Source organism: Sulfitobacter dubius, assembly GCF_027214245.1.
Classification (GTDB): Bacteria; Pseudomonadota; Alphaproteobacteria; order Rhodobacterales; family Rhodobacteraceae; genus Sulfitobacter; species Sulfitobacter dubius_A.
The window spans coordinates 38,434-64,482 of the sequence record NZ_JAPWHM010000005.1 but is presented as its reverse complement, the minus strand read 5'-3'; the positions used below and the strand labels follow the sequence as shown (position 1 = coordinate 64,482).

Genomic DNA, 26,049 nt, shown 5'->3' with positions numbered 1-26,049 from the left:
TCGGGCCTGCAGGGGCGAATTTCAAGTGTCTTGCGGCCTGATATCACGGCAATAATCGCGGGTTTCGCCCTGGATTTGTCAGGGGCGCGCGCCGAGGGTCGGTAAGACCTTCGTTTTCAGCGGGCGGGCCGCCCAAGGCGCGGTGATCGGCGGAAAAGCACCGATGCTTTGGCGGCGCGGCGGGGCGCGGGTAACGGTGACGTGAACCACCCGAGAGCCAGAAAAACAGCATTTGAACTACTGCGGGGGGAACCGATTGATATCCTTCGCGTTCATCCAGTGGTTGCCGAGCGGGAAACCACTACAGCCAAGGAAACTTGGAGATTCAACGCCCGCCGGTCAAAGAGAGAGAGGGGCAGTGCACCGCCTGAGGTTGCAGTCGAAACGGAACAGATTTTTACCATCACGTGAAATTTCTTTGCCGAATTCAACGCAACCGCTATGATAGGAGGTAGGACCTTCACGCAACTCCTGCGGTATTGCGTGAAGCAACGGCACACTTCGTCCTTGTTTGGAACAGAGATTGGCACGGTCGCATGTGCCCTATAAGGATTAAAGAATATGGTGCATGTGGTAGACGTACATGTGGGTAAGCGTATCAGGCAGCGGCGCTGGTTGACGGGGATGACCCAACAGAAACTGGCAGAACTCGTCGGGATCAAATTCCAGCAGATACAGAAATACGAAACCGGCGCGAACCGCGTCAGCGCCTCGCGGCTTTGGGATATCGCGGATGCCCTTGGCGTGCCTGTGTCTTTCTTCTTTGAAGGACTGAAAGATGAGGAGGGCGCAGATGGCCCAGCGGTGGACGGGCTGCCAGCCGATCTCATGGCTGACAAAGAGGCGATGGAGCTGGTGCGTTCTTACTATGCTATCCCCGAGAACCAGCGCCGCCGGTTGTTCGAACTGGCCCGCGTGTTGAGCGATGTGGCCTGATCCCATCCGGGTCGTCTTTCTTGGCCTAGCTTTTCAAGGGCCAGCATTCTAGGGCCCGACTTTCTAAAGCATTGGCAGGCTTGCGCAAACCCGCGCAAACTGTCAGGTCTTCGTCATGATGAACGCCACTGATTTTGATCCCGATATTCGCCGCGTCGCCCATCTGATGGCGGATGCGGCGCGTCAGGTGATCCTGCCCTATTTCCGCAGCCTTGATTTGCAGGCCGACAACAAGCTTGGTACCGGTTTTGATCCTGTGACCGAAGCAGACCGCGCCGCCGAACGGGCGATGCGCGATATCTTGGCGGCGGAACGGCCCGCCGATGGCATCTTGGGCGAGGAATATGGCGCGCAGCCCGGTACATCGGGGCTGACCTGGGTGCTTGACCCGATTGACGGAACGCGCGGCTTTCTCAGCGGCACGCCGACTTGGGGCGTGCTGATCGCGGTCAGCGATGTGTCGGGGCCATTCTACGGCATCATTGACCAGCCCTATATCGGCGAGCGGTTTGAGGGCGCACCGGATGGCGCGCTGATGACCGGGCTGCATGGAGGCCGCCCCTTGCAGACCCGCGCGGCGCGGGACCTGCGGCAGGCCATCGTTTTCACGACATTCCCCGAGGTCGGCAGCAGCGATGAGGCCAACGCCTTTCGGGCCGTGGCGTCGCAGGCGCTGCTGACCCGCTATGGCATGGATTGCTACGCCTATGCTTTGGTCGCGGCCGGGCAGGTCGATCTGGTGATCGAGGCAGGATTGAACGCCTATGACATCCAAGCGCCCATCGCGGTGATCCAAGCGGCGGGGGGGCTCGTCACCGATTGGCAGGGCAACCCGGTGCATGAGGGCGGCAGGGCGCTTGCGGCGGCCAACCGCGAAATCCACGCGCAGGCGCTTGCGATCCTTTCCGCCTATTGATCCAATTGTCGGAACCCGCGGATTGACCGGCCCCGGCGGGATGCGATAACTCCCGTAAAGGCCGGTTCTCTCGCCCGTTTTCCATCGGCCACACACACTTTGCATGAGACGGGCATAGCGAAAAGTGTGACCTATGGCAGAGACCCTCATCCGCGGCGCGGATTACCTCATCACGATGGACGATAACCGGCGCGAACTTGCCGGTGCAGACCTGTTGCTGCGCGACGGGGTGATTGCCGAGATCGGACAGGGCCTTCGGACGGAGGGCGAGATTGTCGAGGCGAACGGCTGTGTCGTTACGCCGGGCCTCGTGAACACGCATCACCATCTTTACCAGAGCATGACCCGCGCCGTGCCGGGCGCACAGGATGCGCTGCTCTTTGGCTGGTTGCAGCGGCTCTATCCGATCTGGGCGCGTATGGGGCCGGAGCATATGTTCGTCTCGGCGCAGATCGGGCTGGCGGAACTGGCGCTCTCGGGTTGTAGCCTGAGTTCGGACCATCTTTATCTCTACCCAAACGGCGTGCGGCTGGAAGATACGATCCATGCCGCCGCCGAGCTTGGCCTTCGGTTTCACCCCACGCGCGGCTCGATGAGCATAGGCGAAAGCGACGGCGGCCTGCCGCCCGATGCGCTGGTGGAGCGTGAGGCGGCGATCTTGGAAGATTGCATCCGCGTGGTCGACGCCTTCCACGATCCCGCGGAAGGGTCGATGTGCCGCGTTGGCTTGGCCCCTTGTTCGCCCTTCTCCGTCAGCCGCGAATTGATGCGCGACACGGCCCTGCTGGCCCGTGACAAGGGTGTCATGCTGCACACCCATCTGGCCGAAAATACCGAAGACGTTGCTTATTCGCTAGAGACATTCGGCTGCCGCCCCGGCGAATATGCCGAAAGCCTTGGTTGGCTGGGCGATGACGTCTGGCATGCCCATTGCGTGCAACTGGACGCGTCCGAGATTGACCTCTTTGCCCGGACCCGCACGGGGGTGGCGCATTGCCCCTGTTCGAATTGCCGCCTTGGGTCAGGCATCGCGCCGGTGCGGGCGATGCTGGATGCGGGGGTGTCGCTGGGGCTGGGCGTCGACGGGTCGGCCAGCAATGACAGCGGCAATTTGGCCGCCGAGGCACGGCAGGCGATGCTGTTACAGCGCGTGACCCGCGGCGCTGATGCGATGAGCCCGCGTGCGGCGCTGGAACTGGCGACGCGGGGCGGGGCAGATGTGCTGGGGCGCGCTGATTGCGGCCGCCTGATGCCCGGCAAACGGGCCGATGTGGCGATCTGGGATGTCTCGGGTGTGCAAAGCGCGGGCAGTTGGGATCCGGCTGCGCTGCTTCTTGCCGGTCCGACGGCGGTGCGCGACCTTTTCGTTGAAGGCCGTCAGGTGGTGCGCGATGGTCGCGTCACCACGATTGACTTGGCCGCACAGGTGGCGCGGCAAAACGAATTGGCGAAAGGCTTGGCTGAATGAGGCCATTTTTTCTATCGATCCTGATGCTGGCGGGCATGCCGGCATTAGCCGACCCCATGGGGTTGGAGCGCGTAAATGCGTTGCGGGATGTGCAGGGGCTCAAACCTCTTGTCTATGATGGCCGTTTGGCGCAGGCGGCTCAAACCCATGCCAGCGATATGGCAGAGCACGACTATTTCAGCCACAAGGGCCGCGATGGCACGGATGTGGGCCGTCGTGCCGCGATGGCGGGCTATCAATGGTGCTTTGTGGCCGAGAATATCGCCAAGGGGCAGCAGTCCTTGGATGAGGTCATGACCGGCTGGACCAACTCACCGGGGCATTACCGCAATATGGTCGACAGCCGCGCCGAAGAGATGGGGTTGGTGCAGGCCGATAGTGAGGTTTGGGTGATGGTGCTGGGCGCGCCCTGCTGAGGCAACCCAATCGCGGGTGGTGCGTTACACCGTGCCACCCCGACGCGCACCCGCAACCCAAACATCTGCAATCGCGCGGTCATCGCCCATCATGATGGTGGCGAAGAGGCTTTCCCAGATATCCTTGGCAGCCGCGTGACGCTGTGCGATGGCGGGGGTCGAGTCGAGCGACAGCACGGTGATATCCGCTTCCATCCCTTCGGCCAGACTGCCGATGTGATCCTGCAAATGCAGACTGCGGGCCGAACCTGCGGTGGCGAGCCAGATCAACTGCGCCGCATGTAGCGGCGTGCCGCGCAACTGGCCAACCTCATAGGCAGCCGCCATGGTGCGCAGCATCGAAAACGACGAGCCGCCCCCGGTATCCGTCGCCAGCGCCAGCGGAATGCCCCGCGCGGCAAGGCCGGTCATGTCAAACAGTCCCGAACCGATGAAGGTGTTGGAGGTGGGGCAGTGGACCAGTGCGCCACCAACCTCGGCCAGCCGGTCGATCTCGCGCGGCTCTAGGTGGATCGCATGGCCGTAAAGGCCTCGTTCGCCCAGCAGTCCGTGGGTCTCATAGGTATCAAGGTAATCGCGCGCCTCTGGGAACAGGCCGCGCACCCATTCGATCTCATCCGTTTGTTCGCTAAGGTGGGTCTGCATCAGACAGGTCGGATGCTCTGCCCAAAGCGCGCCGAGGGCCGAGAGTTGCTCGGGCGTCGAGGTCGGAGAGAACCGCGGCGTGATCGCATAGCTCGCGCGGCCCTTGCCGTGCCAGCGCTCAATCAGCGCTTTGCTGTCGTCATAGGCCGATTGCACTGTGTCGCGCAGCCCTTCGGGGGCGTTGCGGTCCATGCAGGTCTTGCCTGCCACGATCCGCTGGCAGCGATCCTCTGCTGCCTGAAACAGCGCATCGGCGCTGTGGGGATGGATCGTGCAATAAGACGCAACAGTGGTGGTCCCATGGGCCAGCGTCAGATCCAGATAACGCGCGGCGATCTCACCCGCATAGGCCGGATCGGACAGGCGCATCTCTTCGGGGAAGGTATAGGTGTTGAGCCAGTCAATCAGTCGCTTACCCCAAGAGGCGATGATCGCGGTCTGGGGATAATGCACATGGGCATCGACAAACCCCGGGCAGATCAGCGCATCGGCGTAGCGCGTCACCTCGGCCTGCGGATGCGCGGCGCGCAGGGCGTCTCCATTGCCCACGACGGCAATGCGGCCGTCTTCGATCATGACACCGCCTTCGGTGTCGATCTTCACGGCATCCTCCCAGGCGCTTTGCATCGGGTTGCCGGAATAGCTGAGCGTCGCGCCCAAAAGGAGTCGTTGATTTGTCATGCCAGTGGTTTAGGTGAGGGCGAGACGGGGAACAATACCGAAGCGTCGCGGGTGCCGTTGTACCCCCGAGGCCGCTCGCCTATTGTCGCCTCTAACAAGGGCACAGGCACGGAGAGCAGCGGATGGCAGAGCATATTGAAGAGCTGGATCCGGCGGTAGCCTCTGAAGAGACTGCCGAAGCCTATATGCTGGACCGCAGGGCCGTTGCCGCGATCCTTGAGACCGTAGAGGCGAACGATCAAGCCCATCTGACCCAGTTGATGGAACCGCTGCACGCGGCGGACATCGCTGACCTTTTGGAGCAGATCGACGAGGATGACCGCGCAGCATTAATCCGGCTTTACGGGCAGGAATTCGACGGTGAGATTCTATCGGAACTCGACGAGTCGATCCGAGAGGAAGTCATCTCCATCCTGACGCCGCAGGTTCTGACGCAAGCGGTGCGTGAACTGGACAGCGATGATGTCGTCGACCTGATCGAAGATCTGGAAGACGCGCAGCAGGAAACCATCCTCGATGCGCTGGAGGAAACTGACCGGGTCGCCGTTGAACAGGCGCTGAACTGGCCGGAATATTCTGCCGGTCGTCTGATGCAGCGCGAGGTCGTCATGGCGCCCGAGCATTGGACGGTGGGCCAGACCATCGACCATCTGCGCGCCACCAAGGAAGAAGACCTGCCAGACCAGTTCTATCACATCGTCATGGTGGACCCGCGTCTGCACCCGGTGGGCAATGTGACACTGGGCAAGCTGATGCGCTCGCGCCGCGAGACGCGGCTGGCGGATATCTTGGAGGAAACCTTCCAGATCATCCCCGCCATGCGGGACGAGGGCGATGTGGCCTATGCGTTTAATCAGTACCACCTGATCTCGGCCCCCGTGGTCGATGAAGAGGGGCGATTGATCGGTGTCATCACCATCGACGACGCCATGGCGGTGCTCGACGAAGAGCACGAAGAAGACATCCTGCGATTGGCGGGTGTGGGCGAGGGCTCGCTTTCTGACCGGGTGGCGGAGACGACGAAGCAGCGTTTGCCGTGGCTCGCGGTGAACCTCGTGACGGCGATTGCCGCATCAATGGTGATTTCTCAGTTCGAAGCCGCCATCGCGCAGATCGTGGCGCTGGCGGTGCTGATGCCGATTGTGGCCTCCATGGGCGGCAATGCAGGCACCCAAAGCCTGACCGTGGCAGTGCGTGCGATTGCGACGAAAGACCTTACCGGCTCCAACGTCTGGCGGGTGATCCGGCGGGAGGTTCTGGTGGGGCTGGTGAACGGGCTGATCTTTGCGGTGATCATGGGGATCGTCGGCGTGATCTGGTTCGGCTCTCCGGCGCTTGGCTATGTGATTGCGACCGCGATGGTGATTAACCTCGTAGTGGCGGGGCTTGCGGGCACCGGTATCCCGATTTTGCTAGAGCGGTTCGGGATTGACCCGGCGCTCGCCTCGGGGGCCTTTGTGACTACGGTGACGGATGTGGTTGGCTTTTTCGCCTTCCTCGGACTTGCGGCGCTGGTGCTGCTGTGAGCGATTGCGCCACCCGGAAGGCCGAAGCGCGCAAGGCGGCATTTGCCCGGCGCAAGCCGTTGTTTGAGGCGGCGAATGCGGCGCAGGCGGGGTATCTTTCCGAAGTTTTGGCAGGCTATCGCGGCGTGCTGCTTTCGGGCTTTATGCCCATTCGTACCGAAATCGACCCCCGCCCGGCCATGGCCGAGGCCTGCGCCCACGGCCCGGTCGGCGTGCCGGTGATCATGTGGCCCGACCACCCGCTGTCCTTTTCGCGCTGGACACCAGAGACGCCGATGGTCGCGGGCACTTTCGGCGCGATGATCCCAGAACATAACGATTTTTTCGAGCCCGAAATCGTGATCGTGCCGCTGCTGGCCTTTAACCGCGCGGGCGCGCGGCTGGGCTATGGCGGCGGATTTTATGACCGGACACTGGCGATGCTGCGCGCGCGCAGGGCCACGATGGCGATCGGTTTCGCCTTTGCCGGGCAGGAGTGCGATGACATTCCGCTCGAGGAAACCGATGAGCCGCTCGATCTGATCGTGACTGAGGCTGGCGTAATCGAAGTGGCGCAACGCTAACCCGGCCCTAGGCGGAATAAGGGTTGCCGCCAAGCCGCGCGCGTCCTAGTCCATAGTTTATGAAGATTTTGTTTCTTGGCGATGTGATGGGCCGGGCCGGACGGCGGGCGATCACCGAAAATCTGGCGCGGCTGCGGCGTGACTGGAAGCTCGATTTTATTGTGGTGAATGGCGAGAATGCGACCGGGGGTATGGGCCTGTCGGGCGCGCATGCCAAAACGTTGCTGGATGCCGGAGCTGACTGTCTGACCCTTGGCGATCACGCTTTCGACCAGAAAGACATGCTCAGCTTTATCGAGCAGGAGCCGCGCGTGATCCGCCCGCTGAACTTCTCCAAATCCGCGCCGGGCAAGGGGGCCAAACTCTTCACAGCGCAGAACGGCAAAAAGGTTCTGGTCACCCAAGCGCTTGGCCAAGTCTTTATGAAACGGCCTTTTGATGACCCTTTTTCGGCGCTGGAGCCGGTGCTGAAAACCCATCCTTTGGGCGGCATGGCGCAAGCGATCATCGTCGATATGCACTGCGAAGCCACCAGCGAGAAAATGGCCATGGGCCACTGGTGCGACGGGCGGGCGAGCCTTGTTGTCGGCACCCATACCCATGTGCCGACTGCCGATGCGATGATCCTGCCGGGCGGCACGGCCTACCTCAGCGATGCGGGCATGTGTGGCGATTACCATTCGGTGATCGGCATGGACAAGGCCGAGCCGCTGCGCCGTTTCATCACCGGCATGCCGCGTGAACGCTTTACCCCCGCCAATGGTGAGGCGACACTCTCAGGCGTTTATATCGAAACTGATGACCGCACGGGCCGTGCCACGCGGATCGTACCGGTGCGCGAGGGCGGAGCCCTACAGGCCAGCGCGCCCTGAGGTCTGACACTGCCGACCCATGCGTCAGGCTTGCGCAGGGCGCGGCAATCGGCGTAACTGGACAACGGCCTTTTGCCCGAATGACAGGTTCTTGATGGAATTTTTCAGCTTCTCTCCGACGGAGACGGCGGTGCTCACCCTCGTGGTCGTCGGCATGATGTTCGTGCTTTTCCTGCGCGAAGCTTTCCCCACCGAAGTGGTCGCCATCGCTGGTGCCGCGCTTTTGCTGGCCATCGGTGTTTTGCCCTATGACGATGCGCTGGCGGTGCTGTCGAACCCCGCGCCTTGGACCATTGCGGCCATGTTCATCATCATGGGGGCCTTGGTGCGGACCGGGGCGTTGGATGTGCTGACCCGGCTGGCCGAACGGTCGGCCAAGACCCATCCCAAGACGGCGGTGGCGGGGGTGATCCTGTCGGTCATGGCGGCCAGTGCGATTATGAACAACACGCCCGTCGTTGTGGTGATGATCCCGGTGGTTGTGCAGCTGACGCGCACGCTCAACACCAAAGCCTCTAAGCTGCTGATCCCGCTCAGCTACGCCGCGATCATGGGCGGTTCTCTCACGCTGATCGGCACATCGACCAACCTGTTGGTCGATGGTGTGGCGCGGTCGCAGGGGATGGCGCCTTTTGGGATCTTCGAGATCCTTCCCGTGGGTCTTGTCGTATGCACATGGGGTTTGATCTACATGCTGTTTTTCGCCGACAAACTGCTGCCCGCGCGCGACAGCATGGCGAATATGCTCTCGGACCGCTCCAAGATGAAGTTCTTTACCGAGGCGGTGATCCCCCCTGAAAGCAACTTGATTGGCCGCGAAGTGCTGGATGTGCAGCTGTTCAAACGCGAAGGCGTGCGGTTAATCGACGTGGTGCGAGGCGACGATTCATTGCGTCGCAACCTCAAAGGCGTTGAGCTTCAGGTCGGGGACCGCGTGGTGCTGCGGACCCAGATGACCGAGCTATTGAGTCTGCAGAACAACAAAGAACTGCGCCGGGTCGACCAGCTTTCGGCGGTGGAGACCACGACCGTCGAAGTGCTGATCACCCCCGGTTGCCGGATGGTGGGGCGCAGTTTGGGCTCCATGCGGCTGCGGCGGCGCTATGGCGTCTATCCGCTGGCGGTGCATCGGCGGAACCAGAATATCGGCCAACAGCTTGACCAATTGATCGTCAAAGTGGGTGACACGCTGCTGCTGGAAGGCGCGGCGGAGGATATTCAGCGTCTGGCCAGCGAGATGAACCTCGTCGACGTGACCCAACCCTCGGCCCGCGCATTTCGGCGGGGCCATGCGCCGATTGCCATCGCGGCGCTGGTGGGCATCGTCACTCTGGCGGCCTTCAACGTCGCGCCGATCTTGGCTTTGGCCGTGATCGCTGTGGCTGTGGTGCTGGTGACCGGCTGTATCGACGCAGAGGAGGCATTCTCTTTCGTGGAAGGGCGGTTGCTGGCGCTGATCTTTGCCATGTTGGCCGTGGGCGCTGCCCTGCAGAACTCAGGGGCGATTGCGCTGATCGTCGACAATATCGCGCCGGGGCTTGCCGAACTGCCGCCCTTCTGGATCATTCTGTCAGTGTTCCTGCTGACCACGACCTTGACCGAGATCGTCAGCAACAATGCCGTGGCGGTGATCATGACACCCATCGCCATCAGCCTCAGCACTGCGCTTGGCATGGACCCGCGCCCGCTGGTTGTGGCGGTGATGATCGCGGCCTCCTGCGCCTTTGCCACGCCTATCGGCTATCAGACCAATACGCTGGTCTACGGGCCGGGTGGGTATAAATTCACCGATTTCATGCGCATCGGGATCCCGCTGAACCTGAGCATGTCGCTGCTGGTAAGCGCGGTAATCCCGCTGTTTTGGTAACTCAGGCGCTGCGCTGTTTTTCGGTCTGGCCGACGATCGCGTCAAAGCCCGCCTGCGCCTCAAGGAAGTTGCGTGTCAGCGGCGCGGTAAGCTCGGATTGGTCCGAGAAATAGGCCCCAACCCGGCAGATATGCGCCGCGAATTCGGGGTGCACCCCTGCATCATCATAGCGCCGGATGCGGTCTTTGCTCAGCCAGCCACGTTTCTTGGCTTCCTTGCTGATCAGTTTAAGCCGCTGCACAGCATGGAAGGTCAGGTAAACCGAAAGGTAGTCAAGGTAGTCGGGCAGGGGAATGCCGCAGGTGGGATCGAAGGCGTCGATCACCACGTCGACCATGTCCTGCGGGGCGACGGGCCACGCCTCATCCCCGATCAGCCAAGCGATGTCTTCGGCGCCATGGCGCAACCCGGCATATTCAAAGTCGAACCAGCGCAATTTGTCATCCCGGCCAATTGCGGCATTGCCCGACCGGCAGTCCCACTTCACGAATTGCCGCGCCGGGGCGTTGATACGCTCATAGGCGGTGGTGCGGTCGAACTGGTCTGAAATGCCACCCCCGAGGTCCTTTAGAAAGTCCACCGCATCAACGAAGTTCAGTACCCAGTCGCGGTTGTTGCCCAGATGCGGCATGATGGCGTTCAACTCGGTCTGGCGCGCGGCGCCATGGATGCGGAATATGGCCGAGACGGCCTCTCCCGCCAGATCAAGCTGTACCGCTGGCGCGACCTGCGCGACCTCGACATTGAGGCGGCGTTTGCCGACATCGGATTGGAACATGATCTCACCCACCACGCCCAGACATTCGGGCAGGTCGCTGCAATGGCGGCCAAGTTCGGTCAGCACATGGGCTTCCAAATGGGTGCGGCGAAAGTTCGGGCGCAGGGTTGCGATGACGGTACGATCGGTCAGATGCAGCCGGAAACTTGACCGGTTCTCACCACCGGGGGCCGATACCCGTGCGACATCTTGGCCGAAATGTCTGCGCGCCGCTGCGACGATCTGCGCCTGAGCGCTTTGTTCCTTGGGTCGTGCCATGGGGCCTCCGCTGGTGTTTCGGTCTGTCTAGGCGCTTTGACGGTCGAGGGTACGGCGGGTTTTGGGCAAAACAAAGGCAATTTCAGCCTATCCGCCCGGAGTGATTCGCCGCCATTCGGCATGTTTGATCTATACCAAAGGACAATGCGTCTGCAGTGCGCGTTACTGTTTCGAGATTATGTCGACATCTGGCCTCATTCATCGGAAAAAATGGAAAGAATTTGCCGAAAGAGAATTGCGCCTGTTAGTTTCGCAAGTCTGTGGGGGACGTGGCGCTGCAAAGCGGTCGCGACTGCAAAAGTATATGAGGGATTGGTGTCATGGGTTACAGATTCTCTAAAGGTTGGAACAGTAAAGACGATAGCTGGTCCACCGATGGTGCGGCGGGCAGCGGTTGCGACGCCAGCGGTACAAAGTCCTATCACAACGGCGGGGTAGAGGGGTCCTCCTTCGCGAAATGGTATGACGAAAACCTGGCCGGGAAGTTCGACGGGAGCGATGACGGCAAGGGTTCTGGTTCTGGCGGCACCAAGGGTTCCGGCTCTGGTGGTACCAAAGGCACCGGTTCTGGCGGCACGAAGGGTTCTGGTTCGGGCGGCACTAAGGGCTCCGATTCTGGCGGCACGAAGGGCTCCGGTTCTGGTGGCACGAAGGGCTCCGGTTCTGGTGGCACGAAGGGCTCCGGTTCTGGCGGCACGAAGGGCTCCGGCTCTGGTGGTACGAAGGGCTCCGGTTCTGGCGGCACGAAGGGCTCCGGCTCTGGCGGTACGAAGGGTTCGGGTTCGGGCGGCACGAAGGGTTCTGGTTCTGGCGGCACGAAGGGCTCCGGCTCTGGTGGTACGAAGGGCTCCGGCTCATGCGGCACCAAGGGTTCTGGCTCGGGTGGCACGCAAGGCACCGATACAGGTGGTGACGAGAAGACGACGCTGAATTTCACGGTGGGCGACCCTGCGGAGATCAACGTATCAGTTACTGAAACCGATACCGGCACGCTGTTCTTCACGCTGTCGCAGGTTCAATTCGATGGAAACGAAGCAGAGATCGATGAAGTTTACTTCAACCTGACGGATGGCAGCGGGGTAGAGACGCTTTATTTCTATCCAACGGCGGGAAGTCGCGATGTGAGTGACATTCAGGCCGCGGACGATGGGGTGAACGGTGCCGGCGGCACCTTTGACGTAGGGTTGAAGTTCGACCCGGCGGCTGACGATCCGGATAATGGCGTCAAGTCGACGGACTTCACCCTTTCTTCAAACAGTGGATCGCTGTCCTTCGAAGACATCGACTTGGCCGGTATGCGTGTCGTCGTCGATGTTGATGAAAGCGGAGAGGGTGATGTGTTGGGCGTCACCGGAGGTGTTGATCCGCTGGATGCCGATCCCGACGCCGCCGACACATCCGACGGCGCGACCGCTCTTATGGACGCGCTCAGCCTTGCCTCCATGCCTTCGGAGGAAGACGAAGAGCCCGACCTTTGTGAGGACGACGCTTTCGACATGGCCTGATGGCCCGTCCCTTGAACAAGAAAGGCGCGTCCCTAGGGGCGCGCCTTTTGTTTGTGCGGTCTCCCCACTCTCAGCGCTTGCGAAACCAAAGCACAAAGGGCAGGGCGACCAGATACATGGTGATCCCATAGACCGCCGAGGGCAGGGCGTAGGCGCTGAACCCTGATGTTTGACCCGAGATCAAAGCGGCGAGGGTGATGCCCAGAGTGGCGTTCTGGATGCCCACCTCAATCGAGATCGTCTTGCGCGTCCGCCACGCCAGTCCTGCGGCCCCGGCGATGCCAAGCCCCAGCAGCATCAATGCCGCGTTCAGGCTGATAAGCGCAGGCCCTAGGCTGGCGAGGTTCTCGGTGAAGAGCCGCCAGTTCCCGGCAAGGGCAGCCAGCACAATCACCGCGAAAAGCAGCGCGGCGAGGGCCGATAGGCCCGGCTCAATTCGCGCGGCGAGGGTTGGAGCGCCATGGCGCAGCAGCAGCCCAAGCGCGACCGGCAGGGTGGTGATCAAGAACATCGCCAAGGCGAGTGCGGCGACCGAGACATCCGGCGCAGCGTCGCCCATGAAATGCCGCACGGCGATGGCGGTAAAGATCGGCACGGTCAGGATGCTCAGGAGCGAGACGACCGCCGTTAATGTCACCGAGAGCGCCACATCGCCCCGGGCAAATTTGCTGACCATGTTTGAGGTCACGCCGCCGGGACAAAAAGACAGGATCATCAGCCCCACCGCCAGCTCTCCACTGAGGTTGAAGGTCACGGCCACGGCCCAAGCGGCGGCGGGCACCAGCACCACTTGGCACAGCGCTCCCAGCCCAAAAGCGCGCGGGTATTTTGCCACGCGGGTGAAGTCATGGACCGTAAGGCCGACCCCCAGCGACAGCATGATAATCGCCAAAGACAGCGGCAGTACGACGTTGATTAGAATATCCATTTGTCCCCCCTAAAGCTGAAATCAGCCTAGGGGCGGCAAATGTGATCTGGCAAGCCTGACGCGCGCCGGGGGCGCAACGTCAGAGTGGCCAAAAGACGAGGATCGCAGGGATCGACACTGCGACGACTATGATCTCAAGCGGCAGCCCCATGCGCCAATAGTCGCCAAAGGAATAGCCGCCGGGGCCAAGAATCAGCGTGTTGTTCTTATGTCCAATCGGCGTGAGGAATGCCGAGGAGGCCGCCACCGCCACTGCCATCAGGAAGGGGTCGGGCGACACCCCGAGTGTCTGCGCCATCTGGATGCCCACGGGGGCCGCGACGATGGTTGTCGCGGTGTTGTTCAGCACATCCGACAGCGACATGGTTACCACCATCAGCACCGTCAGCACGACCCATGCGGGCAGCCCTTCGGTCAATCCGACAAGTGCGCCCGCAATCAGCTCGGTCCCGCCTGAGGTTTCCAGCGCCGCCCCCAGCGGGATCATCGACCCCAAAAGCACGATCACCGGCCATTCGATATGCGTGTAAAGCTCTGACAATGGCACAATTTTGGCCAGCACATAGCCAACCACGACAATCCCAAGCGCGATGGGCAGATAGATAAGTCCAAAGGAGGCCGCTGCCACCGCCCCGGCGAACATACCGATGGCGAGCCACGTCTTGCTGTCTTGGGTGACGGCAAGGCCACGGTCGGCCAGCGGCAGCACGCCCAGCCAGTCGGTGACATGGGCAACCGTATCGCGCGGGACCAGCAGTAGGAGAATGTCACCGGGCTTCAGCTCGGTCGTGCGCAATTGCGAGGTGATCTTGCGGCCTTGCCGAGACAGACCCAGAAGCACCGTGCGCTGACGCCACGAGAGGCCCACCGCCTGCGCCGTGCGACCGTTGAGGCGCGAGGCTTCGGTCACCACGACCTCGACAATCTCGACCCCGTCGCCATCGGCCAGCAGCAGATCTTCGCGGTCACTGTCCGCCAGCGCGAGGTTCAGCGTGCTGCGAAATTCGTCCAGCGCGTCGGGCGTGGCTTCCAGCACGATCGCGTCTCCGGCCTGCAGCACCACATTGCGCGCGGTGCCATAGCGCCGTTTGCCGTCCCGCATCAGCCCAAGGATCGCCACATCGGCCTTATGTGCTTCTTCCTGTAGCTCTGCCAAACGCTTGCCGATCTGCTTATTGCCTTCGGGCACGGTCAGCTCGGCGATATATTCCGCGATATCCTCGGGCTCGATCATGGCGTCTTCGCGGGCGGGGATCAAACGCCAGCCGATCAGCGCCACGAAGATCAGCCCGGCGATGGCCGCCAGACCGCCCACCGGGGCAAAATCGAACATCTTGAACGGCGCGCCCAGCGATTCCTGCCGGATTGACGCGATGATGATATTGGGGGGTGTGCCGATCAGCGTGGCCATGCCGCCAAGGATGGTGGCAAAGCTCAGCGGCATCAGGCTCAGCCCAGGCGCGCGGCCCGCTTTTCGGGCGGTTTGGATGTCCACCGGCATCAGCAAAGCCAAGGCCGCTACGTTGTTCATGAAGGCCGAGAGCACCCCACCTACAGCGCCCATAATGGAGATATGCGCCCCAAGCGAGCGCGAACTGTCCACCAGCGTGCGGGTGATCAACATCACCGCGCCCGAACGCACCAACCCAGCCGAGACCACCAGCACCAGCGCCACGATCAGCGTTGCCGGATGGCCAAAGCCGTCAAAGGCGTTTTCCGTGGGCACCACCCCCAGCACCACCCCGGCCATCAGTGCGCCAAAGGCCACGATGTCATAGCGAAAGCGACCCCAGAGCAGCAGGCCAAAGACCGCACCAAAGAGGGTAAAGAGAATAATCTGATCTGTGGTCATATATCCGGTCTAACGTGGTTGCCCCAAAGGAGGAAAGCTAAGCACAGGCCGGGTGGCTTGTTCCAGCGGTGATGCTGGCATATAGAGTGGCGCAAACGCATTGCCAGAACGAGGTATTCATGGCCGGTCACTCCAAATGGGCAAACATCCAGCATCGCAAGGGCCGTCAGGACAAGCTGCGCGCCAAGGTGTTTTCCAAACTTTCCAAGGAAATCACCATCGCGGCCAAGATGGGCGACCCCGACCCGGAAAAGAACCCGCGTCTGCGCATGGCCGTGAAAGAGGCCAAAGGCCAGTCCATGCCCAAAGACAACATCGAACGCGCCATCAAGAAAGCGATCGGCGGCGAGGGCGAGGATTACGAGGAAATCCGCTATGAGGGCTATGGCCCCAATGGCGTGGCGGTGATCGTCGAGGCGATGACCGACAACCGGAACCGCACCGCTTCGACCGTGCGTTCGACCTTTACCAAGAACGGCGGCAATCTGGGCGAGACAGGCTCGGTCGGCTTTATGTTCGAGCGCAAGGGCGAGGTGATCTACCCCGCTTCCGTGGGCGACGCCGACACCGTGATGATGGCGGCGATTGAGGCCGGGGCCGAGGATGTCGAAAGCTCCGAAGACGGCCACGTCATCTATTGCGCCGACACCGATCTCAACGAAGTCTCGACCGCGCTTGAGGCGGAACTGGGCGAATCGGAATCGACCAAGCTGATCTGGCGTCCGGTCACGACAACAGAGATGGATCTTGAGAACATGGAAAAGCTGATGAAGCTTGTCGATGCGCTTGAGGAAGACGACGATGTGCAGCGCGTCACAACCAATTTCGAGGCCTCCGACGAGGTTATGGCGCAGCTTTAACGCGGGCCTTGCACCAGCGCCTCGCGCGCCGCGGCCCTTATGGCGGCAGTGAGCGGGGCCAGCGCGGGGGCCATGATCCGCGCGACCTGCCAGTAAAGTGGCACATCCAGCGGCAGAGCCTCGTCGAGTGAGACGAGGCGGCCTTTCTCCATATCCTCAGCCACCAAAGGGGAAGGGTTCATGCCCCAGCCGAGCCCTTCGCGCGCCGCCGCCACGAAGCCGTGACTTGAGGGCAGGTGGTGGCTGGGCGGGGTCAGTCGCTGCCCGGTCTTATGCATCAGCCAACGCCCCTGCAATTGATCCTTGCGGTTAAAGGTCAGCATCGGCGCACGCGCCAGTGCCTCGGCGGTCATGCCATCTGCGAACCACCTTTCCACATAGGCGGGGCTTGCCGTCGCGTGATAGCGCAGCGCACCCAAAGCCAGCACATCGCAGCCCGGTGCGGCGCGGGCTTGTCCGGTCACGGCCGCGCTGACCTCTCCACGCCGCAGCCAATCGGCGGAGGTGTCTTGATCGTCAATCACCAGATCAAACAGCATATCCGGTATCTGCGCCAAGGCCGGGATAAGCCATGTCGCCAGAACATCCGCAGGCACCGCCAGCCGCAGCCGGGGCGGGGACGTGTTGCCGCTGACGCCCAATGCCCGCGCTTCAAGCAGGGCCACGTCTTCGGCGTGTTTGGCAAGGCGCTGGCCCATCGGCGTGCCGGTGCAGGGCTGACCGCGCAAGACCAGCGTGGTGCCGACCCGATCCTCAAGCGCCTTCACCCGTTGCGAGATGGCGGAGGGGGTGACCCCAAGCGCCGCCGCCGCCGCATCAAAGCTGCCAAGTCGCAGGATGCTTGCCAAAGCGGTCAGTTGGGCGCTGTCTAACTGCATAAGTTTTTCTAATCCAAGCGAAGACTATTGAATTTGAGTAATCTGTACCGCCGCGGTAGGCAAGTGCAACCCAAGACAGGACGCCCCAATGCTGACCTCCTTCCTCCCCGGCTTTGCGCTGAGCCTTACCCTCATCATGGCCATCGGCGCGCAGAACGCCTTTGTCCTGCGCCAAGGGCTGCGGCGTGAGCATGTGCTGGCGGTGGTATTGGTCTGCGCCACTTCGGATGCGATTCTGATCACGGCGGGCGTGGCGGGTTTCGGCGCGCTGGCCGAAGCGGCACCGTGGTTCGGGCCCCTGATGCGCTACGGCGGCGCGGCCTTCCTACTGTGGTACGGTTGGCGCAATGCCGTGTCGGCATGGCGGGGCGGTGAGGGGTTGGAGGCCGAAGGGCAGGCCACCCGCAGCTTAAGCAAGGCGATCCTGACCTTACTGGCACTGACCTGGCTGAACCCGCATGTCTATCTCGACACATTGGTGCTGCTTGGTTCAATCTCGGCGCAATATCCCGACCGCCTGAGCTTTGGCATCGGCGCAGCGCTGGCGAGTTTCGTGTTCTTCTTTGCCCTCGGCTATGGCGCGCGGCTTCTTGCGCCGCTTTTCGCCAAGCCCCGCAGTTGGCAGGTTTTGGACGCCGTCATCGCCGTGACCATGTGGGGGATTGCGATCAAATTGCTTGCGATGTGAATAAAAGTGCCGCGCCCATCTTGCCCTTGGCAGCACTTTGGGAAAGGGTCGCGGCATGACACAAAACCCCGCGACCGCCCCCGACATCCCCGTTCCCGCCAATCGCCCGCTAGTCGGGGTCTTTTGGATGCTGGTGACGGGGGCGTGTTTCATCGGCGTGACTGCGCTGGTCAAATACATGGGGCCGCGCCTGCCCTCGGCAGAAGCCGCATTCCTGCGCTACGCCATGGGGCTGGTGTTCATCTTGCCGATGCTGCGGTCGTTGTTGGCGACACCGGTCAGCAAACGGCAGTGGGGGCTGTTCGGGACGCGTGGTTTTTTCCACGCGGGCGGGGTGATCTTGTGGTTCTACGCCATGACCCGCCTGCCGATTGCTGAGGTGACGGCGATGAACTACCTTGCGCCGATCTACGTCACTGTCGGCGCTGCTATTTTTCTGGGCGAGAAGCTCGCGGCGCGGCGCATCGTGGCGGTCTGTCTGGGGCTGGCGGGGGCGGCGATCATCCTGCGGCCCGGCTTTCGCGAAGTCTCGACTGGGCATCTGGCGATGCTGCTAGCGGCGGTGGTGTTTGCGGGCTCCTACCTCTTGGCCAAAGTGCTGGCGGATGAGGCCCGCCCGGTGATGATCGTCACTATGCTGTCGATCTTCGTTACCATCGGGCTGGCGCCGTTTGCCTTTACCGTCTGGATCACCCCCACCGCGCAGGAGCTGCTGATCCTCGCGGGCGTCGCCTTTTTCGCCACGGCGGGGCATTTCACCATGACGCTGGCATTCGCCGCCGCCCCGGTGACGGTGACGCAGCCGGTGACATTCCTGCAACTGGTCTGGGCCACGATCCTTGGCGTGGTGGTCTTTGCCGAGCCGGTGGACATCTGGGTGGTGCTGGGCGGCGCGGTGATTTTGGGCTCGGTCACCTTTATCACATGGCGCGAAGCAATGCTGAAACGGCAGGTCACGCCGCCCTCCCACGCCACGAAATTCTGACCTGCCGCCCCGTCGGGGTGGTACTTGATTGACGAGTCAATAAAGATTCCCCTATCCTGAGGCGGTCAACACTGCCCCAAGGACCCGAATCCAATGCCCAAAGTCGGAATGGAACCCATTCGCCGCTCTGCGCTGGTCAAAGCCACCATCGCCGAGATTGGCGAAGCTCAGTCGCTGGATGTGACGGTGAGCCAGATCGCCAAGCGGGCGGGCATGTCGAGTGCTTTGGCGCATCACTATTTCGGCGGCAAGAATCAGATCTTCCTCGCCGCGATGCGTCATATCCTGTCGGAATATGCCGCCGGGGTGCGCGAAAGGCTGGCCACGGCCCGCACGCCGCATGACCGGGCAGCGGCGATCATCGTCGCCAGTTTCGACGACACCGGCTTTCACCCCGGCACGATCAGCGCGTGGATGACGCTTTACGCCCATGCCCGCACCAATCCCGAAACGCGGCGGCTGCTGACGGCTTATCAAAGCCGCCTGCGCTCGAACCTCACCCATGCGCTGCGCCCGATCAGCCCCCAACCCGAAGGCGACGCCGACACATTGGCGGCGCTGATTGATGGGCTCTATCTGCGCGCCGCACTGTCGGACAATGTCAGCGCTGCCGAAGCAATGACCCGCGCGCTCTATACCCTCGACCTGCTGCTGAAAGCGGGCCGCTGAACACGGCGGAGAAGGGCGGCATTGCCGCGCTCCGCCTCCTCGAACACTCCGCCCCTCAGGCAAGAAAGTATCTTTGATGTCCTATGATCCCCAGCCCACAGCCAGCCATTTCATCGACGGCGCCTATGTCGAAGACACGAACGGCACGCCGATCCCGGTGATCTATCCCGCCACGGGCGAGACGATCGCCACGCTCTATGCCGCTACGCCTGCAATCGTTGAACAAGCCATCACATCGGCCCGCAAGGCGCAGGCCGCATGGGCCGCGATGACAGGCACCGAGCGGGGGCGCATCCTGCGCCGCGCCGCCGACATGATCCGCGAGCGCAACCATGACCTGTCGGTGCTGGAGACCTATGACACCGGCAAACCCTATCAGGAGACCTCTGTCGCCGATGCCACCAGCGGGGCCGACGCGCTGGAGTACTTCGGCGGGCTGGCGGGCAGCCTGACGGGCGAGCATATCCAATTGGGCGAAGACTGGGTCTATACCCGCCGCGAGGCGCTTGGCCTTTGCGTGGGCATCGGCGCGTGGAACTATCCGACGCAGATCGCCTGCTGGAAAGCTGCGCCAGCGCTGGCCTGCGGCAATGCGATGATCTTCAAACCGTCCGAGACTACGCCGCTCTGTGCGCTGAAAGTGGCTGAGATACTCATTGAGGCTGGGCTGCCAGCGGGCCTGTTCAACGTGGTGCAGGGCATGGGCGAGGTGGGCCAGTCGCTGGTCACCGATGCCCGCGTCGACAAGGTGTCGCTGACTGGCTCCGTCCCGACGGGCCGCAAGGTCTATGCCGCGGCTGCCGAGGGCATCAAACACGTCACGATGGAATTGGGCGGCAAATCCCCTATGATCGTTTTTGAAGATGCGGATATCGACAACGCCGTGAGCGGCGCTATCTTGGGCAACTTCTATAGCTCCGGCCAGATTTGTTCGAACGGCACGCGGGTCTTTGTGCACCGCAACATCAAGGAGGCGTTTCTTGCGCGTCTGGCCGAGCGGTTGGATAACGCCGTGATCGGTGACCCGATGGACCCCGACACCAGCTTTGGCCCGATGGTCAGCGACCGCCAGATGCAGATTGCGCTGGACTATGTGGCGAAGGGCGAGGCCGAGGGTGCGCGGCTGGTCTATGGCGGCAAACGGATTGAACGCGACGGTTTCTACATGCAGCCCACCGTTTTCGCGGATGTCAAAGATGACATGGTCATCGCCCGCGAAGAGATTTTTGGCCCGGTCATGGCCGTGCTCGATTTTGAGGGCGAGGCCGAGGTCATGGCCCGTGCCAATGCCACGGAATTCGGTCTCGCCGCTGGTGTCTTTACCCAAAATCTGACCCGCGCACACCGCGTGGCCGCCGGGTTCGAGGCGGGCACCTGCTACATTAACACCTATAATGACGCGCCGGTCGAAGCGCCCTTTGGGGGCATGAAAAACTCCGGCGTGGGCCGCGAAAACTCTAAGGCGGCGATCAACCATTATAGCCAGTTGAAGTCGGTCTACGTCCGCATGGGCGATGTCGAAGCGCCGTTCTAAGCAACGGAAAATTAGGCCGCAGCGCATAAAGCCGACACCGTCGGGCGCTGCCCCGCACCCGTGCGGATTTGCGGAAGGTAAGTGGAATGGAAGCTGAATTTGTAATCGTCGGGGCGGGGTCTGCGGGCTGCGCCATGGCCTACCGTCTGGCCGAGGCGGGGCGCCGCGTGATCGTCATCGAACATGGCGGCAGCGACGCGGGGCCGTTTATCCAGATGCCCGCGGCGCTCAGCTATCCGATGAACATGCCGCGCTATGACTGGGGCTATAAGTCCGAGCCTGAGCCGCATTTGAACAACCGCGAGCTGGTCTGCCCGCGTGGCAAGGTGATCGGCGGCTCGTCGTCGATCAATGGCATGGTCTATGTGCGCGGCCATGCCAAGGATTTCGACCATTGGGAAGAAAGCGGCGCGCAGGGCTGGGGCTATGCCGACGTGTTGCCCTATTACAAACGCATGGAGACTTGGCACGAGAACGGCCATGGCGGGGATGCGGCATGGCGCGGCAAGGACGGGCCTTTGCATGTCAGCCGTGGGCCGCGCGCGAACCCTTTGTTTGACGCCTTTGTGCAGGCTGGGTCGCAGGCCGGGTACCAAATGACCGAGGATTACAACGGCGAGAAGCAAGAGGGCTTCGGCCCGATGGAGCAGACGGTCTGGAACGGGCGGCGCTGGTCGGCGGCGAACGCTTATCTGCGGCCTGCGCAAAAGACGGGCAACGTCACCTTGATCCGCGCGCTGGCGCAGCGCGTGGTGATCGAAGAGGGGCGTGCCGTGGGGGTCGAGGTCAAGCGCGGCAACCGCACAGAGGTTATCCGTGCGCAGCGCGAAGTGGTGCTGGCCGCGTCATCGATCAACTCGCCGAAACTGCTGATGCTGTCAGGGATCGGTCCGGCGGGTCATCTGGCGCAGCACGGTATCAATGTCGTCGCAGACCGTCCCGGCGTGGGGCAGAACCTACAAGACCATCTGGAGCTCTATATTCAGATGGCCTCCAGCCAGCCGATCACGCTCTATAAACATTGGAACTTGCTGTCGAAGGCTGTCATCGGCGCGCAGTGGCTGTTTACAAAGACCGGTATGGGGGCGTCGAACCAATTTGAATCCGCCGCCTTCATCCGCTCGAAGCCCGGCGTGGAATACCCTGATATTCAATACCATTTCCTGCCCATTGCCGTGCGTTACGACGGGCAGGCGGCAGCGGAGGGGCACGGGTTTCAAGCCCATACAGGGCCAATGCGCTCTAAGTCGCGGGGCGACATCACCCTGCGGTCAGCCGACCCGGCAGATGCGCCGAAAATCCACTTTAACTACATGTCGCATCCCGACGATTGGGAGGAGTTCCGCACCTGTATCCGCCTCACGCGTGAGATTTTCGCGCAGGAGGCTTTCAAGCCTTTCGTCAAACATGAGATCCAACCCGGTGCCGCGCTGCAATCGGACGCAGAGCTTGACAGTTTCATCGCTGAACATGCCGAGAGCGCCTATCACCCCTGCGGCACCTGCCGCATGGGCGCGGCCAACGATCCGAACGCCGTGGTCGATCCGCAGGCGCGGGTGATTGGGGTTGAAGGGCTGCGGGTGGCCGACAGTTCGATCTTTCCACGCATCACCAATGGCAACCTCAACGCGCCCTCGATCATGGTGGGAGAGAAGGTTTCGGACCTGTTGCTTGGCCGTGATCCGCTGCCCCGCGCCAATGAAGAACCTTGGATGCATCCGAACTGGCAGGTGGCGCAGCGTTGATCGTTAACCTCTCTTAATTCGGTCCCTTGAAGCTGGCGGGGCAGGGCGTCATACCTGCCCCATGTTAAAGATTTGTTCACTTTTCGCCCTCAGTCTCACGCTGAGTTTCCCAGCAGTATCGGCTGGGGCGCAGACCGTGTCGGGTGTGGTGCGCGTGATTGATGGGGATACCTTCGATCTTGGCGGCACGCGCATTCGCTTACACGGTATCGACGCGCTTGAGGCGAGCCAGACCTGCGAAACCGATGGCGGGCAGGCTTGGGCCTGCGGCGATTGGGCGACGAGAGAGGTGCGCGACAGATACCAAGGGGCCGAAGCGCACTGTGAAGCGCTGGACCGCGACCGATATGATCGCATCGTCGCCCGCTGCCATGTCGGCGGTGTCGACGTGGGGCAGGCGCTTGTGCAAGAGGGGCTGGCCTTTGCCTATCGGAAATATTCGATGGACTATGATCTGGAGGAAAAAGCAGCCTTTGTCGCAGGGCGTGGCATTCATGGGTTCAAGACCGTCTCTCCGGCCCGCTACCGCGTGACCCGCCGCAGCGGTTCAGAACCGGCCCGGCCTGAGGGGAGCTGCCAGATCAAAGGCAATATCAGCGCCAAGGGGATCAAGATTTACCATATGCCGGGGCAGGAATTTTACGGCCGCACCCGCATCAGCACCCACAAGGGAGAGCGTTGGTTCTGTTCCGAAGCAGAAGCCCGCGGTGCTGGCTGGCGGCGGGCGCGGCGCTGATCACTCCACCCGGTAGGGCAGGGTGTCGCGCAGATGCGGGTCGACCACCAACTGCCGTTCCAGCGGCGGGACGGAGCGTTGGTGGCAATCCCGTCGCTCGCAAATGCGGCAGGAAATGCCAATTGGTTCAAAGGCATCGCTGCGGGTGACATCCATCCCATCGGCATAGACGAGTGCCGCCGCATGGCGCACCTCGCACCCCAGCGAGATCGCATAACGCCGCACCGGCGCGCCGAACCGCCCCGCCGGCTTCGAGATGTCCCGCGCCAGACTGATATAACGCACCCCGTCCGGCGTTTCGGCCAATTGGCGCAAGAACCTTCCCGGCGTTTCAAACGCGCGGTGGACATTCCAAAGCGGACAGGCCCCGCCAAAACGCGCGAATTGCAAGCGGGTGGCAGAATGGCGCTTTGTGATCGTGCCCGCCTGATCGACCCGCACAAAGAAAAAGGGCACCCCCTTTGCGCCGGGCCGCTGGAGCGTCGAAAGCCGGTGCGCAACCTGCTCAATCGAGGCGCCAAAATGCCCGGCCAGCACCTCCAGATCATGGCGGCAGTCCTGTGCCTTTTGCAGGAATCGCCCATAAGGCAGCAGCGCCGCCCCGGCAAAATAATTGGCCAACCCGATCTTGGCGATATCCCGTGCGGCGGCACTGTGGAACCGGGCAAGATCAAGTGTTGCCTCCAACAGCGCGTCCTGCTGGGTCAGCGCCACCTGGAGCAACATTTGAAAGGTCTGTGTCTCAGGGGCCGCGCGGGCCGACAGATGCAGCGTTTTGCGGGCGGGATAATAGGCGCGCAGGCGGTCGTCATCCTCAAAGACCACGGTCACGCCAGCGCGTTCAAGCGCGGTTGCCGCGGTCGCCCGCGTATCGTTTCCGGTGCCCTCGCGGGTGGCGAAATGCTCTGCCGCGCGGTCGACGGCATCAATGTAATTGTCACAATAGTGAAAGAAATCCCGCACCTCCTCCCAAGGGGAGGGCATCGCCCGAGCGTCCTCGCGCCCCAAGGCTTCGTCCAGCGAGGCCAGTCGTTCATGCACCTGCCGGTAGCTTTGGTGCAGCGCGAGAAAGGCATGGGCCAGCCCCGGCGCGTTGGAGGCGGTGAGGCGCAGATCGGCCACCGGGGGTGTCTTTCCAGCGAAGATCGGATCGGCCAGCGCCTCGCGCAGATCGCTCACCAATCGCTCTCCATCTCCGCTGGAAAGTTCGGTCACGTCGAGCCTGAATTCCGACGCCAGTGCCAGCACCACATTGGTGCTAACGGGCCGGTTGTTGTTCTCCATTTGATTGAGATAGGGCAAGGAGACGCCAAGCCGGGCGGCGAAGTCTTTCTGCGTCAGCCCCGCGCGGGTGCGGGTCTCTCGCAGTTTCACACCGGCATAGAGTTTCTGGATCGCCATCCGCGCACCTTTGCAAATTTGCATTTCGCGGCAGCGTAGCTTTGCAAACCCCCGCTCGCAAGTCCAAGGCGGGGGTAGTGTTAGGTTAAAGCCCCAGGGCTTTCTCGCGCCGGATCACCACCCAGATGGAGGCGACCGAGGCGATGGCGGTCAGCAGCATCAACCATAATAGCGGATAGGCCCCGGTCTCTGGCGTGAGAAGGGCCCCGGCCAGCGCGCTCAGCGCCGCGCCACCGACGATCATAATCGCCCCGCCAAGCCCAGAGGCCGTGCCCGCCAGATGCGGGCGCACCGACAGCATCCCGGCCGTGGCGTTGGGAATGCACAGGCCATTGCCCAGCCCCACCAGCGTCATCAGCCCGAAAAAGCTGAGCGGGGAGCCGTATCCCGCAAGAAAGATCAGCAGCGACACCGTGCCGCCCACGGCATTTGAGATGCAGCCCCAGAGCACCAGCGTATTGACACCAAAGCGGGTCGCGGTGCGCGCGGTGATGAAGTTGCCGATGAAATAACCAATTGCGGGCGCGCCGAAATAAAGGCCCAGCACCGCAGGCTCCATCCCGAAAACCACGGTGCCCACGAAGGGCGCGCCGCCAAGATAGGCAAAGAAAGCGCCCGAGCAGAAGCCCGTCGCAAGCGCATAGCCCCAAAACCGCGGCGAGCGGAGCAGTTCAGGGTATTCGCCGAACTGCTGGCCCAGCGATTTGCCACTGGCGCGGGCGGTTTCGCCCAAATCCGCCCAAGCCACCCAGAACACCAGCCCGCCGAGGATCAGCATCGCCCAAAATGACGCTTGCCAGCCAAACCCCTGCTCCAACAAGCCGCCCAAAGCCGGGCTAATCATCGGCACCAGCGCCATGCCCATGGTGACATAGCCGATCATGGAAGCCGATTCGTCTTGGGTATAAAGGTCGCGGATCACCGCACGGCTCAGAACCATCCCGGTGGCGATCACGGCCTGCGCCATGCGAAAGACTAAAAACACGGCGATGTTCGGGGCCAACAAGCAGCCGACCGTGGCGGCAAGGAACAGGCCCAGCCCCCAAAGCATCACGCGCCGCCGCCCGAGGTTGTCGGATATCGGCCCAATGAAGATTTGCAGTATGCCACTGAAAAACAGGTAAAGCGGCACCGAAAGCTGAATCACCGCGTAATCCGTGCCGAAATGCTCTGCCATCTTCGGCAGGCTGGGCAGAAAGATGTTCATCACCATGGCCGAAAGCCCGGCCAGCAGGATCAGCGTTGAAATATGGGGCGGGGTCGTCCGATCTAGATACCGGACTTTTGGGATATCGCTCATGCAAATGCAAGTAGTCGGGGGCATGGGAAATGTCCATGTTAA

General features: G+C 62.1%; 23 protein-coding genes. 16 read left to right on the top strand and 7 right to left on the bottom strand.

The features are described from left to right. Positions 1–561 precede the first annotated feature (561 nt). From O4H31_RS13185 to O4H31_RS13170, 4 genes are all read left to right on the top strand, one after another. Complete coding sequence (locus O4H31_RS13185) at positions 562–936, top strand: helix-turn-helix domain-containing protein (RefSeq protein WP_269346481.1); 375 nt, start codon at positions 562–564, stop codon at positions 934–936. Between the two features lie 115 nt (positions 937–1,051). Next, the gene (gene hisN / locus O4H31_RS13180; protein ID WP_269346479.1) at positions 1,052–1,852 is read left to right on the top strand and encodes a histidinol-phosphatase; all 801 of its coding nucleotides are present in this window, start codon (positions 1,052–1,054) and stop codon (positions 1,850–1,852) included. Positions 1,853–1,985: 133 nt separating this feature from the next. Continuing rightward, entirely contained in the window at positions 1,986–3,320 is a 1,335-nt protein-coding gene (locus O4H31_RS13175; protein WP_269346477.1) for an 8-oxoguanine deaminase, read from the top strand. After that, on the top strand, positions 3,317–3,736 hold the full coding sequence (locus O4H31_RS13170) for a CAP domain-containing protein (protein ID WP_120351562.1): 420 nt from the start codon (positions 3,317–3,319) through the stop codon (positions 3,734–3,736). The genes O4H31_RS13175 and O4H31_RS13170 overlap by 4 nt, the downstream gene beginning before the upstream one ends. Positions 3,737–3,760: 24 nt before the next feature. On the opposite strand, the gene guaD is transcribed toward O4H31_RS13170, so the two are convergent. Next, positions 3,761–5,062, bottom strand: coding sequence for a guanine deaminase (gene guaD / locus O4H31_RS13165; RefSeq protein WP_269346472.1), 1,302 nt, complete (start codon positions 5,060–5,062; stop codon positions 3,761–3,763). 122 nt (positions 5,063–5,184) lie between these two features. Between guaD and mgtE the strand changes: the two genes are divergently transcribed. The 4 genes from mgtE (at position 5,185) to O4H31_RS13145 (ending at position 9,890) form a co-directional block, all read left to right on the top strand. Further along, positions 5,185–6,588 (top strand): magnesium transporter, encoded by a 1,404-nt coding sequence (gene mgtE / locus O4H31_RS13160; protein ID WP_269346470.1) that lies wholly within the window; start codon positions 5,185–5,187, stop codon positions 6,586–6,588. Then, positions 6,585–7,151, top strand: a complete 567-nt coding sequence (locus O4H31_RS13155) for a 5-formyltetrahydrofolate cyclo-ligase (RefSeq protein ID WP_269346468.1) — start codon at positions 6,585–6,587, stop codon at positions 7,149–7,151. Before mgtE ends, O4H31_RS13155 begins: the two co-directional genes overlap by 4 nt. 59 nt (positions 7,152–7,210) lie before the next feature. Next, the gene (locus O4H31_RS13150) at positions 7,211–8,023 is read left to right on the top strand and encodes a TIGR00282 family metallophosphoesterase (RefSeq protein WP_259984520.1); all 813 of its coding nucleotides are present in this window, start codon (positions 7,211–7,213) and stop codon (positions 8,021–8,023) included. A 94-nt stretch (positions 8,024–8,117) separates the two neighbouring features. Next, complete coding sequence (locus tag O4H31_RS13145) at positions 8,118–9,890, top strand: SLC13 family permease (RefSeq protein WP_269346466.1); 1,773 nt, start codon at positions 8,118–8,120, stop codon at positions 9,888–9,890. A 1-nt stretch (position 9,891) separates the two neighbouring features. On the opposite strand, the gene O4H31_RS13140 is transcribed toward O4H31_RS13145, so the two are convergent. Next, a complete protein-coding gene (locus tag O4H31_RS13140) occupies positions 9,892–10,926 on the bottom strand; it encodes a hypothetical protein (RefSeq protein ID WP_269346464.1) in 1,035 nt (344 codons plus the stop codon). A 320-nt stretch (positions 10,927–11,246) separates the two neighbouring features. Here O4H31_RS13140 and O4H31_RS13135 point away from each other — a divergent pair, with 320 nt between their 5' ends. Next, positions 11,247–12,431 (top strand): hypothetical protein, encoded by a 1,185-nt coding sequence (locus O4H31_RS13135; RefSeq protein ID WP_269346462.1) that lies wholly within the window; start codon positions 11,247–11,249, stop codon positions 12,429–12,431. 70 nt (positions 12,432–12,501) lie between these two features. Here the strand turns inward: O4H31_RS13135 and O4H31_RS13130 are convergent, their stop codons facing one another. Then, positions 12,502–13,359 (bottom strand): bile acid:sodium symporter family protein, encoded by an 858-nt coding sequence (locus O4H31_RS13130; RefSeq protein WP_269346460.1) that lies wholly within the window; start codon positions 13,357–13,359, stop codon positions 12,502–12,504. Between the two features lie 79 nt (positions 13,360–13,438). Further along, positions 13,439–15,211, bottom strand: a complete 1,773-nt coding sequence (locus O4H31_RS13125) for an SLC13 family permease (protein ID WP_269346458.1) — start codon at positions 15,209–15,211, stop codon at positions 13,439–13,441. Between the two features lie 119 nt (positions 15,212–15,330). On the opposite strand from O4H31_RS13125, the gene O4H31_RS13120 reads away from it, so the two are divergent. Continuing rightward, positions 15,331–16,071 (top strand): YebC/PmpR family DNA-binding transcriptional regulator, encoded by a 741-nt coding sequence (locus O4H31_RS13120; protein ID WP_093926813.1) that lies wholly within the window; start codon positions 15,331–15,333, stop codon positions 16,069–16,071. On the opposite strand, the gene O4H31_RS13115 is transcribed toward O4H31_RS13120, so the two are convergent. After that, positions 16,068–16,949: a LysR family transcriptional regulator ArgP gene (locus tag O4H31_RS13115; RefSeq protein WP_269346457.1), complete on the bottom strand. Its 882-nt coding sequence runs from the start codon at positions 16,947–16,949 to the stop codon at positions 16,068–16,070. The two genes, O4H31_RS13120 and O4H31_RS13115, sit on opposite strands and share 4 nt — an antisense overlap. 88 nt (positions 16,950–17,037) lie before the next feature. Here O4H31_RS13115 and O4H31_RS13110 point away from each other — a divergent pair, with 88 nt between their 5' ends. From O4H31_RS13110 to O4H31_RS13085, 6 genes are all read left to right on the top strand, one after another. Continuing rightward, on the top strand, positions 17,038–17,637 hold the full coding sequence (locus O4H31_RS13110; protein WP_269346456.1) for a LysE/ArgO family amino acid transporter: 600 nt from the start codon (positions 17,038–17,040) through the stop codon (positions 17,635–17,637). Between the two features lie 55 nt (positions 17,638–17,692). Continuing rightward, positions 17,693–18,622: a DMT family transporter gene (locus O4H31_RS13105; protein ID WP_269346455.1), complete on the top strand. Its 930-nt coding sequence runs from the start codon at positions 17,693–17,695 to the stop codon at positions 18,620–18,622. Positions 18,623–18,715: 93 nt separating this feature from the next. Continuing rightward, complete coding sequence (betI, locus tag O4H31_RS13100) at positions 18,716–19,291, top strand: choline-responsive transcriptional repressor BetI (protein WP_093926810.1); 576 nt, start codon at positions 18,716–18,718, stop codon at positions 19,289–19,291. A gap of 76 nt (positions 19,292–19,367) precedes the next feature. Next, a complete protein-coding gene (betB, locus tag O4H31_RS13095) occupies positions 19,368–20,825 on the top strand; it encodes a betaine-aldehyde dehydrogenase (RefSeq protein ID WP_269346452.1) in 1,458 nt (485 codons plus the stop codon). An 86-nt stretch (positions 20,826–20,911) separates the two neighbouring features. Continuing rightward, positions 20,912–22,570, top strand: coding sequence for a choline dehydrogenase (gene betA / locus O4H31_RS13090; RefSeq protein ID WP_269346449.1), 1,659 nt, complete (start codon positions 20,912–20,914; stop codon positions 22,568–22,570). A 61-nt stretch (positions 22,571–22,631) separates the two neighbouring features. Next, positions 22,632–23,306 (top strand): thermonuclease family protein, encoded by a 675-nt coding sequence (locus O4H31_RS13085; protein WP_269346447.1) that lies wholly within the window; start codon positions 22,632–22,634, stop codon positions 23,304–23,306. Here the strand turns inward: O4H31_RS13085 and O4H31_RS13080 are convergent, their stop codons facing one another. Next, entirely contained in the window at positions 23,307–24,707 is a 1,401-nt protein-coding gene (locus tag O4H31_RS13080) for a helix-turn-helix domain-containing protein (protein WP_269346445.1), read from the bottom strand. It lies immediately after the preceding gene. 85 nt (positions 24,708–24,792) lie between these two features. Next, positions 24,793–26,007: a multidrug effflux MFS transporter gene (locus O4H31_RS13075; RefSeq protein ID WP_067935149.1), complete on the bottom strand. Its 1,215-nt coding sequence runs from the start codon at positions 26,005–26,007 to the stop codon at positions 24,793–24,795. Between the last annotated feature and the right edge of the window lie 42 nt (positions 26,008–26,049).